Raw genomic sequence first — 14,199 nt, forward strand, 5'->3', positions numbered from 1 at the left:
ACAGCAGTTTGTGCTTATGGTGTATTCTTCCCAATGCACTTTATTGGAATGGCTGGTTTACCAAGACGTTATTACACCAATTCTAATTTCCCATTATTTGACGATACAGCAGATACACAAGTTGTAATTACTGTGTTTGCATTAATTGCTGGTTTAGCTCAATTAATATTCTTGTATAATTTCTTTAGTAGTATTTTCTACGGTAAGAAAGCAACTCAAAACCCTTGGAGATCTAATACATTAGAGTGGACAACACCTGTAGAGCATATCCATGGTAACTGGCCTGGGGAAATTCCTCATGTACACCGTTGGCCTTACGATTACAGTAAGCCTGGACACGATGAAGATTTTGTGCCACAGACTGTACCGATGAAAGAAGGTGAAGAAGAATTACATCACTAAAATTCCCATGAAAGAGGGAATCTCAGAATAAATAAGAAAAGACCTTTGGAGTGATTAAATCTTCAAAGGTCTTTTTCATTATATTTGTTTTGACTTCTTTGTCATTCTGAACTTGCTTCAGAATCTTTAATATGTAACTTATAAAGATTTCCGTTTTCACGGGAAATACTATGAACGAAAACCTAAATCCATCTAACGACAATTATAGTCCAGAAGAGCTTGACCTAGAAAAAAAGTTAAGACCCTTGTCCTTTAACGATTTCACAGGACAAGATCAGGTATTGGAAAACTTATTGGTTTTTGTTCAAGCGGCAAATTTAAGAGGAGAAGCATTAGACCATACGCTTTTTCATGGCCCTCCAGGATTAGGTAAAACCACATTAGCTCACATATTAGCAAACGAACTAGATGTAAATATTAAAGTGACGTCTGGGCCGGTTTTAGATAAACCTGGTGACCTAGCAGGTTTACTAACAAACCTCGATGATAGAGACGTATTGTTTATTGATGAAATACACCGTTTAAGCCCAATTGTAGAAGAGTATTTATATTCTGCAATGGAAGATTACAAGATAGATATCATGATAGAATCTGGACCAAATGCAAGAACGGTTCAGATAAATTTAAATCCATTTACATTAGTTGGTGCAACAACGCGTTCAGGACTGTTAACAGCACCTATGAGAGCTCGTTTTGGTATAAGCAGTCGTTTACAGTATTACAAAACCGATTTGCTTACCACTATTGTGCAACGAAGTTCTTCAATACTCAATGTACCAATCTCTATGGAAGCTGCAATAGAAATAGCAGGACGTAGTCGTGGTACGCCACGTATTGCTAATGCTTTATTACGACGTGTTAGAGATTTTGCACAGATAAAAGGGAATGGCAAAATAGATATAGAAATTGCCAAGTTTGCATTAGAAGCATTAAATGTAGATGCTCATGGTTTGGATGAAATGGATAACAAAATCTTAACCACAATCATAGATAAGTTCAAAGGTGGACCTGTAGGTATTACAACTTTAGCAACCGCTGTGAGTGAAAGTGCAGAAACCATCGAAGAAGTCTATGAACCTTTTTTAATACAACAAGGCTTTATAATGCGCACACCACGTGGTCGTGAAGTAACTGAGCAAGCCTATAAACATTTAGGTAAGATTAAAGGTCCAATTCAAGGAGGTTTATTTTGATATATGCAAAATAAAAAAGATATACCCAACGTACCTTTATCTAAGTTTTTAAGACATTCGCTAAATATTCTAAAAAACCCATTACCGTTTCATCAAAATAATTTCATTGAAAGAGGAAATACATTTAGCCTTACTATTGGCTTAAATAAAAAAATATACTTTTCCCGAGATGCTCAATTTGCTGAATATGTGCTTCAAAAAAATCAAAGGAATTACACAAAAAGTAAAATTCAAACAGAAGACCTTTCAAAATATATTGGTAAAGGATTATTAACTTCGGAAGGGGAGCATTGGCGCAAACAGCGAAAACTCATTCAACCTGCTTTTCATAAAAAGCAACTCAATTTGTTATTGGATAATATTAATGATACTATAAAAACCGAATATCAAAAAGTTCAGCCAAATACAAAGGTAGATATCTTTCCAATCTTAAACGATTTAGCATTCCAAACCGTAGTTAAATCATTGTTTAGTAATGCAGTAAATCAAAAAGATATACATAGACTGCAACACATAACGGAGGCTACTCAAAAAATGCTAGTTAAAGAACTAAGACAACCATATTTAGTTTGGTGGTTTACAGCTAGCGGAAGTTTAAAAAAGCATCTAGATCTTACTGAAGAGGCAAGGCAGATTTTAAAACGTATTGTTAATGAACGGAGAGTTTCTGGCTTAAGACAAAACGATTTATTGGATATGTTGCTTGATGCTAAATATGATGATGGTGAACCAATGAGTGAAGAACAATTAATTGATGAAATATTAATATTATTCGTTGCTGGCCACGAAACCACATCTAATGCTTTAACCTTTACATTTCAATTATTGGCACAACATCCTAAGTGGCAGGATAAAATTGTTGAAGAAATTTCAAGTATCGAAAAAGAAACTAAAGATACCATGGCATTAGTAACATCTGCAAAAGTGTGTCAGCAAGTTATAGAAGAGTCTATGCGATTGTATCCACCAGTATATTTTATAGACCGTGTTAATATTGCAGAAGACAGTTTTAACGGCATGCATTTTAAAGCAGGTTCTAGTTTGTTGTTTTCCATTTTCGAAATTCATCGTCATCTAGAATTGTGGGAACAGCCAGATGCATTTTTGCCAGAGCGTTTTTCTGAAGGTGGTCGAAAGTTTTCATCTCAATATTTTCCTTTTGGTGCTGGGCCAAGAAAATGCATTGGTAATAATTTTGCTATGTTTGAAATGATAATAGCAGTAAGTCAATTAGTTTCAAAATATAAAATTATACCAGAATTTGAAACCATAGACATTACACCACTTATAACCTTAAAGCCAAAAAATGCATTTTTAAGATTTGAACCACGATCTTAATGACAAACAATTCTAAATACACACAACTTATCAAAGCAGAGGCTAAGAGACTTGGCTTTCTGTCTTGCGGTATAAGTAAGGCTGGGTTTTTAGAAGAAGAAGCTCCAAGGTTAGAATCTTGGTTAAATAAAAATATGCATGGCGAAATGCGTTATATGGAAAACCATTTCGATAAACGCTTAGACCCAACATTACTTGTTGAAGGATCAAAAAGTGTGGTGTCTTTATTGTTGAATTATTACCCTTCAGAAGTTCAAACTAACGAGTCTTACAAGCTGTCTAAGTATGCTTATGGTACAGATTATCATTTTGTAATAAAGGATAAACTTAAGTTGTTGCTGGCTTTTATTCAAGAGGAAATAGGTGAATTAAATGGACGCGCATTTGTAGATTCTGCACCAGTTTTGGATAAAGCTTGGGCTGCAAAATCTGGTTTAGGATGGATTGGAAAGCACTCTAATCTACTATCTCAAAAAGTTGGTTCGTTCTACTTTATTGCTGAACTCATAATAGATCTAGAGTTAGATTACGACACACCAGTTACAGATCATTGTGGTACCTGTACGGCTTGTATAGATGCTTGCCCAACGGATGCCATTACAGAACCCTATGTTGTAGATGGTAGTAAGTGTATTTCTTATTTTACGATAGAATTAAAAGACAATTTACCAACTAGCATGAAAGGTAAATTTGACGATTGGATGTTTGGCTGCGATGTATGCCAAGATGTTTGCCCTTGGAATAGGTTCAGTAAATCTCATAACGAACCCTTATTTAATCCACATCCTGAATTGTTATCAATGACAAAAAAAGATTGGGAAGAAATAACTGAAGACACATTTAAAAAAGTATTTAAAAAGTCAGCCGTAAAACGGACTAAACTTTCAGGATTAAAGCGAAATATTCAATTTTTAAAGGATTAAACTTTTATAAAAGCATAGATTTTTTCAGACGATTATGCATTTACGTATCTTTGTGGCTTAATTAAAATTGATTATGAGCAAACAAAGCAAGCGAATTGAAGCCTTGGTGTATCATGCCAAGCCAACTCCAGGAAAAATAAAAGTTGTGCCTACCAAAAAATACGCTTCACAACGCGATTTATCCTTAGCATATTCTCCAGGTGTTGCTGAACCTTGCTTAGAAATAGAAAAGGATGTCAATAACGTCTATAAATACACAGCAAAGGGAAACCTTGTAGCTGTAATATCTAACGGAACAGCAGTTTTAGGATTAGGTAATATTGGTCCCGAAGCTTCAAAACCTGTGATGGAAGGAAAAGGCTTGCTGTTTAAAATCTTCGCTGATATCGATGTGTTTGATATTGAAGTTAATACCGAAAATGTTGATGAGTTTATAGAAACGGTAAAAAATATTGCTCCAACTTTTGGTGGAATTAACCTTGAAGATATAAAAGCACCAGAAGCCTTTGAAATTGAGCGTCGATTAAAAGAGGAATTGGACATTCCTGTAATGCACGATGATCAGCATGGTACTGCAATTATTTCTGCAGCGGCATTGTTGAATGCTTTAGAACTTGCCGAAAAAAATATTGATGATGTAAAGATTGTAGTCAGTGGTGCAGGTGCAGCAGCTGTTTCTTGTACAAGACTCTACAAAGCTTTTGGAGCTAAGAGTCAGAATATTGTAATGCTTGATAGTAAAGGTGTCATAAGAAAAGACAGAGATAACCTTACTGCTCAGAAGGCAGAATTTGCAACAGATAGAAAGATAGATACTTTAGATGAAGCCATGAAAGATGCCGATGTTTTCATCGGTTTATCAATGGCAGATGTTGTATCTCCAGAGATGCTAAAATCTATGGCTGCAAACCCAATTGTGTTTGCAATGGCAAATCCAAATCCCGAAATAAATTACGATTTGGCGATTGCAACAAGGGACGATATAATTATGGCTACTGGGCGCAGTGACCATCCTAATCAGGTAAATAATGTGCTTGGTTTTCCATTTATTTTCAGAGGAGCTTTAGATGTTAGAGCTACCAAGATTAATGAAGAAATGAAAATGGCAGCCGTTAAGGCACTGTCTACATTAGCTAAAGAACCAGTACCAGAGCAAGTAAACCTGGCTTATAACGAAACCAGATTAACGTTTGGAAGAGACTACATTATTCCAAAACCTTTCGATCCTCGATTAATTGCAGAAGTACCACCTGCTGTGGCAAAAGCAGCTATGGAAAGTGGTGTTGCTCAAGAGCCTATTGAAGACTGGGATCGTTATAAAAATGCGTTGTTAGAGCGATTAGGTTCAGACAATAAATTGGTACGTCAGTTATTGGGCAGAGCGCGCACTAATCCTAAGCGTGTTGTATTTGCTGAGGCAGATCAGTTAGATGTTTTAAAAGCTGCTCAGATTGTGTATGAAGAAGGCGTGGCAGAGCCAGTGCTTTTAGGTAGAAAAGATGCAATCATAGAATTAATGTCTGAAATAGATTTTGATGCTGATATCGAGATTATAGACCCAAAATCTGATGATGAAACCGAACGTAAAAATCAATATGCAAAAGTCTATTGGGAAAAACGACATCGACAAGGTGTAACCTTATATTCGGCTCAAAAGAAAATGCGTGAGCGTAATTTCTATGCCGCCATGATGGTAAATGTTGGAGATGCAGATGCCCTTGTTACAGGTTATTCTCGTAATTATCCTTCAGTCGTAAAACCAATGTTAGAGTTAGTTGGTATGGCAGAAGGCGTAAATAGAATTGCTACAACTAATGTTATGATGACGCAACGTGGGCCAATGTTTTTAAGTGATACGGCTATTAATATAGATCCAGATGCAAAATGTTTAGCCAGAATTGCAAGAATGACATCAAGAGTTGCAAGGATGTTTGGGATAGAGCCAGTAACAGCTATGATTTCGTATTCTAATTTTGGCTCATCTGAAAATCCTAGAGCAAAAAAGGTACAGGATGCCGTAGCAATTTTACATAAAACCTATCCTGATATGTTGGTTGATGGTGAACTGCAAACAGACTTTGCCTTAAATGCTAAATTGCTTCAAGATATTTTTCCGTTTTCTAAATTAGCAGGAAGAAAGGTAAATACGCTTGTTTTTCCAAATCTTGATGCCGCAAACATTACTTATAAATTACTTAAAGAGCTTAATAAATCAGAATCTATAGGACCAATTATGATGGGTATGGCAAAGCCTGTACACATTCTTCAATTAGGCGCAAGTGTAGACGAAATTGTTAACATGGCAGCTATTGCTGTTATAGATGCTCAAGAGCGAGAAAAACGCCAACAAAAGTCAAAGTAGTCTTACATAGGTTACAACCCTTTTATTGTAAATAATTTTATTACATTTGGGACTTTAACCTTTGGTAATAAATGATTACACACTTAGAGGGAAAACTAGTGGAAAAAAATCCTACAGACGTTGTGATAGATTGCAACGGAGTAGGATATTTTGTTAATATATCGCTTCATACCTTTTCTCAAATACCAGATAGAGAAAATCTTAAGTTGTATACCTATTTGCAGGTTAGGGAAGATGCTCATAGTCTTTATGGTTTTTCTTCTAAAGCTGAGCGCGAAATCTTTAAGCTTTTGATTTCGGTTAGTGGTATAGGTACAAATACAGCGCGTACTATGCTGTCGTCACTAACTCCAGAACAAGTTAAAGAAGGTATAGCAGGTGGAGATGTAGCTTTGATTCAGAGTGTAAAAGGTATTGGAGCCAAAACAGCACAACGTGTCATCATAGATTTAAAGGATAAAGTGTTAAAAGTGTATGGTATAGACGAACTTTCTCTAATACCAAACAATACGAACAAAGATGAAGCGTTATCTGCTTTAGATGTTTTAGGATTTAACAAAAAACAATCCGAAAAAGTAGTTGATAAAATATTACAAGCCCAACCAGATGCCCTTGTAGAGCAAATAATAAAAGAAGCTCTTAAAAACTTATAATACAATTGAATAGAACTAACTACAATCAATTAAAATCAATCAGTTTTTATGTGTCATTAGTATTTATGATACTAATGAGTGCACCTGCTTTTGCACAAGAGCCTGAAACAGAAGAGCAAGATTCTACAAAAACAACATTTGCGTTAGGTAAGCTTAAAATGCCAAATCCTAATAGCATCGTTTCTAAATATACTTACGATCCTATTTTAGATAGATATGTATATACCGAGAAAATAGGTGATTTTAATATTAATTATCCTTTAATCCTCACACCTGAAGAATTTCAGCGTTTAGTGTTAGAAGAAAAGCTAAAGGAGTATTATAAGCGTATGGCAGATGCTGCTGCTGGGCAAAAGGAAGGTAGCGAAGAAGATCAGAAAAATTTACTGCCTGAGTTTTATGTCAATTCAGGATTGTTTGAAACCATTTTTGGTGGAAATACAATCAATGTAATACCAAGCGGTTATGCAGAAGTAGATTTAGGAGTATTATTCTCAAAGCAAGATAACCCCTCATTTTCACCTAGAAACCGAACGAATTTCACCTTCGATTTCGATCAAAGAATAGGATTGAGCTTGTTGGGTAAAGTTGGTACTAGACTTCAGGTAACTGCCAATTACGATACCGAGGCAACTTTCGATTTTCAACAACTTGTAAAATTAGAATACACGCCAACGGAGGATGACATCATCAGAAAAATTGAAGTCGGTAATGTAAACATGCCTTTAAACAGCTCTTTAATTAGAGGAGCACAGAGTCTGTTTGGTGTAAAAACAGAATTACAATTTGGTAAAACAAGAGTTACAGCGGTTTTCTCAGAGCAACAATCGCAGTCTAAATCTGTTGTAGCACAAGGAGGCGGTACTTTAGAAGAGTTTGAATTCTTTGCAAGAGACTATGACGAAAACCGACACTACTTTTTATCACATTATTTTAGAGATAACTACGATAAGGCTTTACTACAATATCCATTTATAGATAATCAAGGTTTACAAATTACAAGAGTTGAAGTTTGGGTAACTAATAGAAACAACCAAACCAATAACGTTAGAAACATCGTAGCTTTTCAGGATTTAGGTGAATCAGATCCTGATAATATAGGTTTAGATCCTTTACCAGCAAGCTTTATAAATAGTATGAGTGGACTTCCAGATAACGGAAACAACGACTTCGACCCAACAAATATTGGTGGAGCGGGTTCACTTTTAACGGAAGCAGTAAGAGACATTACCAATGTCGAGGCAGGTGTTTTAGTGGGTGTTAACGAAGGCTTTGATTATGGAAAACTTGAGGCTGCACGTAAGCTTCAAGAAGGACAAGATTATGTCTTAAACACGGAGTTAGGATATATCTCTTTAAACCAACGCTTATTAAACGATGAGGTTTTAGCCGTAGCGTTTCAATATACAAGAGGTGGAGAAGTATATCAAGTAGGTGAATTTGCCAATGATGGAGTAGATGCCACACAGGTTAGTGAAGGTACAACAGGTAATCAGGTTGTAAATAACCAAAGCTTAGTCTTAAAAATGTTAAAGAGTGCTGTGACATCAGTAGATCAGCCAATTTGGGACTTAATGATGAAAAACATTTACGATACAGGTGCTTTTCAATTGAGTCAAGAAGATTTTAGATTAAACATTTTTTATACCGAAGCATCGCCTGTTAACTACATAAGACCAGTTGAAGGCACAACATTTCCGTTATATAATAACAACACTCCATTAGACCCTAATGACGATACCGAAATACAAGAAACACCATTAATTAGGCTGTTTCATCTAGATCGATTAAATAGTAATAATGACCCTCAAGAAGGTGGTGACGGTTTCTTTGATTATGTGACAAATCCACAAATAACCATAATTCCTCAAAACGGTAAAATTATTTTTACCAAGGTTGAACCTTTCGGTCGCTATTTATTTGATGTTTTAGATAATGATGGTAACCCAAATAATAACGCTACGGATTACGAACAAGACATATATACCAACGAAAACCAAGAAAAATATGTTTATGACTTGCTGTATAAATCTACTAAAACTCAGGCGTTAGATGAAGCAGAGAAAAACAAGTTTCAGATTAAAGGACGTTTTAAGAGTAGCGGAGGAGATGGTGGTATTCCTATAGGTGCATTTAATGTGCCTCGTGGTTCTGTAAGAGTAACTGCAGGAGGTAGAGTATTGGTAGAAGGTATAGACTATACAGTAAACTATCAGTTAGGACGTGTTGAAATTTTAGATGAAGCCCTAAAAGCTTCTAATACACCAATTAATGTTTCGGTAGAAAATAATGCTGTGTTTGGTCAGCAAACAAGACGTTTTACAGGTGTAAATGTTGAGCACCAGTTTAATGAAAATTTCGTTCTTGGTGCAACGCTTTTAAATCTTAACGAAAGACCAATTACCCAAAAAGCCAATTTTAATTCAGAGCCAATCAATAATACCATATTTGGTTTTAACGGAAATTATTCCACAGAAGTTCCGTTTTTAACTAGGTTGGTAAACAAACTTCCTAACGTAGATACAGATGTACCGTCTAACCTTTCGGTAAGAGGTGAGTTTGCATACTTGTTGCCAGGAGCTCCAAAAGGAACCGATTTTGATGGTGAAGCTACAGCCTATATCGATGATTTTGAAGGTACTCAAGGTTCTATAGATTTATTAAGTCCGTTGTCATGGCACTTGTCTAGTAGACCAAAAGAGCTGCCAAATACCATTAGAGGAAATGATAACAATGGACTTGAAAATGGATACGGTAGAGGATTCTTAAACTGGTATACTGTAGATCCTATTTTTTATAGTAGTCAAAGACCAGGAGGCATTACAGATGATGATGTTTCAAATTTATACACAAGGCGTGTTTTTATTGAAGAAATATTTCCAGAAGTTGATGTAGTTCAAGGTCAAACGTCTGTAATTAATACATTAGATTTAGCATATTACCCAGAGGAAAGAGGACCTTATAATTTTGATCCATTTGAAGCACAAGGAACAGTGATGCCAAATCAGCGTTGGGCAGGTATTTCTAGACAAATAACATCTACAGATTTTGAACAGGCTAATGTTGAGTATATTGAATTTTGGGTCCAAGACCCGTTTTTAGATAATCCATCAGGTCAAGGAGGTAAACTTTTTATAAACCTTGGAAATATTTCGGAGGATGTTTTAAAAGATGGTAAAAAACAGTATGAAAACGGACTTCCTGAAAATGGTGATATTTCAATCTTAGAGCCAACCGATTATAATTCTGTAGTGCCTCAAAATCAATCTTTAATCTATACGTTTGCTACGACTGGCCAAGAACGAGCAAACCAAGATGTTGGTTTAGATGGTTATGATGATGCTGAAGAAATTTCAGTTTATGGTACTCAATTTGGTGAAGATCCAGCAAATGATAACTACACTTACTATCTTAATACAGATGGTAACATCTTTGAACGTTATAAGCAATACAATGGTTTACAAGGTAACACTCCAGATGTGTTTACAGATACCAACAGAGGCTCTACAACCCAACCAGATGTAGAGGATATAAACCGTGATAACACAATGAACACCATTGATAGTTATTACGAATATGAAGTAGATATCAATCCATCAATACTTAATGCTAATAACCCTCAAATTAACGATATAAAAGTAAGACAGGTAACATTACCTAATGGAGAACAACGTGAGGTAACATGGTACCAGTTTAGACTTCCAATCAATGAGCCAACTAATGCTATAGGAGGTATATCAGATATTAGATCTGTTCGTTTTGCGCGTCTATATTTAAGAGATTTTGTTGAAAGTACAGTATTACGTTTTGCAACTTTAGATTTAGTAAGAAGTGATTGGAGACGTTATACTTTAGATTTAGATAATGATCCTACAAACAACAGTGCAAACGCTGAGTTTAATGTGGGTATTATTGGTGTGCAAGAGAATGATGGAAATTATGTTATTCCACCAGGAGTTAGACGTGAGGAATTAAATAACAACAATAATATTATTAGACAAAATGAGCAATCTTTAGTGCTTCAAACATGTGAGTTAGAACCAGAAGATTCTAGAGGAGTGTTTAAGAATATTAATGTTGATATGCGCCAGTATAAAAAGCTACGTATGTTTTTACATGCCGAAGCTCAAGATGGGCAAATGCTTCAAGAAGGAGAACTTACCGCTTTTATAAGAATGGGTAATGACTTTACGCAGAACTTTTATCAAATAGAAGTGCCATTATTACCAACAGATTTGGTCGAAGGAAACTTGTCAGTAGAAGAGCGTATTTGGCCAGCAGTTAATGAAATCAATATTTCATTAGATATTCTTCAGGATATTAAATCTCAGGGAATTTTCGATCAGACGTTATCTAATGAAGACCCTACTTTTTATGATGTTATTGATGGTGTATTAAATGAAACGCCAGTGGCTGAATTTTCACCATTAACAACAGGTCAGCAGCGTGTTGCCATTAAGGGTAATCCAAATTTTGGAGATATTAGAGTTTTAATGGTAGGTGTTAAAAACTCAGGCCTTACTGGTACTAATGCATGTGGAGAGGTTTGGTTTAACGAGTTGCGTATGTCCGATTTAGAAAACGAAGGTGGTTGGGCTGCAGTAGTAAGCATGGATTCTAATATTGCAGACTTTGCAGATATCAGTGCTACAGGAAGACGCAGTACAATAGGCTTTGGTGGCATAGAGCAATCTCCAAACGAGCGAAGTAGAGAAGATGTAAAGCAATACGATGTAGTTACAAATGTTCAGCTTGGGCAATTATTACCTAAGGAATGGGGAATTCAAATTCCGTTTAACTATTCTCAAAGCGAGGAAATTATTACACCACAGTTTGACGAGTATTACAGAGATATTGAGTTACAGACGCAACTAGATAATACCACTAATCAAGATTCTATACTCAAAGTAAATGAAAATTATACCAAGCGAAAGAGTATTAACTTTATTGGTGTTAGAAAGCAACGAACAGGCGAAAAGAAGCAAAGGTTTTATGATGTAGAGAATTTCACATTCAATTATTCATACAATAAGGTTGAGCATCGCGATTTTGAAATTGAAAATTCTTTAGACCAAAATGTAAGAGCAGGTGTTAATTACAACTATGCTTTTAATCCTGTAAAGGTTGAGCCTTTTAAAAAGAATGATTCGTTGTTTACAGGAAAATACTGGAAGATTCTCAAGGATTTTAATCTTAATTTATTACCATCTAATATTTCGGTAAATACAGATATAAACAGGCAATTTAGTAGACAAAAGTTTAGAGAAGTAGAGCTTGGCGGTGATAATATTGGTATCGAAGAATTATTCAGAAGAAACTATACATTCGATTTTCAGTATGCTATAAATTATAATTTAACCGATGCCTTAAGTTTTAATTTTACAGCAGCCAATACAAATATTGTTAGAAATTATTTTGTTGATGACCAGCTTAATGGCAGACAAGACCCAACGCTTGATGTTTGGGATGGTTTCTTTGATTTTGGAGATCCAAACTTCCAAACACAACAGCTTCAGGTTAACTATGAGTTGCCTTTGTATAAGATTCCTGCTTTAAGCTTCTTAAGAGCAACTTATACATATAATGGTGCGTTTCAATGGCAGAAAGGTTCGGATTTAAATGAAGGTTTAGAAATAGACGGACAAACATATAACCTAGGGCATTCTATACAAAACTCTAATACTCATAATATCAATTCTACCCTAAATATGGAGACTTTTTACAAGTCTATAGGTTTAGTGAGAAAAAATAATAGGAGAGGTAGAAATAGAAACTCACAGGTAAAATCGAGAACTGCGACACCAACTGCAACAGCAAACAAATTAGATGATGGGAATCAACAACGAGATCCTAATAAGTTAAGCGCAGGTAAGAAAGCTTATAATACTCTTATAGATATTGTTACGATGGTAAAGCGTATTCAATTTGGATATAGTGAAAACAATGGTACATACTTGCCAGGCTATTTACCAACACCAGGATTTATAGGAACATTAAGGCCAACTTGGGGTTACACCTTTGGTAGCCAAAATGATATTAGAAGTTTGGTAGCAAACAATGGTTGGTTAACCACTTACGATAACTTTAACGAACAGTTTACATCTTTAAAAAATACCACTCTAGATTACTCGGTTAACGTAGAGCCAATGCGCGATTTAAAAATTGATTTAATAGGTAACAGAACTTACGCAGAGAACTTTACAGAAAACTTTAGAGTAGAAGATTATTTAGATGCTAACGGAAACGAAGTTCCTGTAGGTACAGGTGATGGTATTTTAGATTATAGATCTTTAACACCTAATACCTTTGGAAATTTTAATATATCTACAGCCTTAATAAAAACGGCGTTTAGTAATAGCGACGAGAACCAGTCTGATGCTTTTGATGATTTTAGAACCAATAGATTAATTATTGCTAATCGACTTGCAAGAGAGTTTTATGGTACCACTAACTTTGCTACAGACGCTGAAGGTTACCCATTAGGTTTTGGTAAAAATAGTCAGCGTGTATTGTTGCCAGCTTTTCTTTCAGCATACCAAGGCAGTGATCCAGAAAAAGTAAGTACGAGAGCATTTAGAGATGTGCCGATACCAAATTGGACATTGAAGTATACGGGCTTAATGAAAATTCCATGGTTCAAAAAGAACTTTAGACGTTTTTCTATACAACATGGATATAGGTCTAGATACACCATCAATCAATTTAGAACTAACTTAGATTATGTTGCTGCTGAACGAGGTGTAGAATATGGTGACCAATCCGCTGATGCTTTAAATCAATCTGGTGATTATAAAAATGGAACGCTCTACAGTAATATCAACTTAGAAGAGCAATTTAGTCCTCTAATTCGTTTAGAGTTTGAAATGAAAAACTCTATTAAAGTACTGGCAGAAATTCAAAAAGATAGATTGCTGTCATTGAGTTTTGATAATAATCTACTGACAGAAGTTCAAGGGCAAGAATATACGTTAGGCTTGGGTTATCGTATAAAAGATTTAAGAATTAGATCGGCTTTAGCAGGTGCAAAACAAATTGTTAAGAGCGATTTAAACATGCGAGCAGATATTTCGGTAAGAGATAATAAAACCATTATTAGATATTTAGATTTAGAGAATAACCAAATAACAGCAGGTCAGACTATATGGAGCGGTAAGTTTTCTGCAGACTATGCCTTTAGTAAAAATCTTACAGCTATCTTTTATTTCGATTATACATTCTCAGATTTTGCTATATCGACATCGTTCCCACAAACCTCGTTAAGGTCTGGTATTACACTGCGTTATAACTTCGGAAATTAATTTTGAGATTTTGGTTTGAAAACAAGCAAT

General features: G+C 35.3%; 6 protein-coding genes and 1 pseudogene. All 7 read left to right on the forward strand.

Annotated features, from left to right (window positions below):
- Positions 1-402 (forward strand): annotated as a pseudogene (locus tag B2989_RS00465) (cytochrome c oxidase subunit I); the annotation flags it as partial.
- A gap of 170 nt (positions 403-572) precedes the next feature.
- Positions 573-1,595, forward strand: coding sequence for a Holliday junction branch migration DNA helicase RuvB (ruvB, locus tag B2989_RS00470; protein ID WP_292942514.1), 1,023 nt, complete (start codon positions 573-575; stop codon positions 1,593-1,595).
- 3 nt (positions 1,596-1,598) lie between these two features.
- Positions 1,599-2,933, forward strand: a complete 1,335-nt coding sequence (locus tag B2989_RS00475; RefSeq protein WP_292942516.1) for a cytochrome P450 — start codon at positions 1,599-1,601, stop codon at positions 2,931-2,933.
- Complete coding sequence (gene queG, locus B2989_RS00480) at positions 2,933-3,856, forward strand: tRNA epoxyqueuosine(34) reductase QueG (RefSeq protein ID WP_292942519.1); 924 nt, start codon at positions 2,933-2,935, stop codon at positions 3,854-3,856. Before B2989_RS00475 ends, queG begins: the two co-directional genes overlap by 1 nt.
- Before the next feature lie 73 nt (positions 3,857-3,929).
- Positions 3,930-6,218 carry an NADP-dependent malic enzyme gene (locus B2989_RS00485; protein WP_292942522.1) on the forward strand — a complete coding sequence of 763 codons (2,289 nt, stop codon included), beginning with the start codon at positions 3,930-3,932 and terminating at the stop codon, positions 6,216-6,218.
- A gap of 71 nt (positions 6,219-6,289) precedes the next feature.
- Complete coding sequence (gene ruvA / locus B2989_RS00490; RefSeq protein ID WP_243473116.1) at positions 6,290-6,871, forward strand: Holliday junction branch migration protein RuvA; 582 nt, start codon at positions 6,290-6,292, stop codon at positions 6,869-6,871.
- Positions 6,872-6,876: 5 nt separating this feature from the next.
- A complete protein-coding gene (sprA, locus tag B2989_RS00495) occupies positions 6,877-14,169 on the forward strand; it encodes a cell surface protein SprA (protein ID WP_292942527.1) in 7,293 nt (2,430 codons plus the stop codon).
- Positions 14,170-14,199 lie beyond the last annotated feature (30 nt).

It is taken from the genome of Olleya sp. UBA1516, assembly GCF_002323495.1.
In the GTDB taxonomy this organism is placed as follows: Bacteria; Bacteroidota; Bacteroidia; order Flavobacteriales; family Flavobacteriaceae; genus Olleya.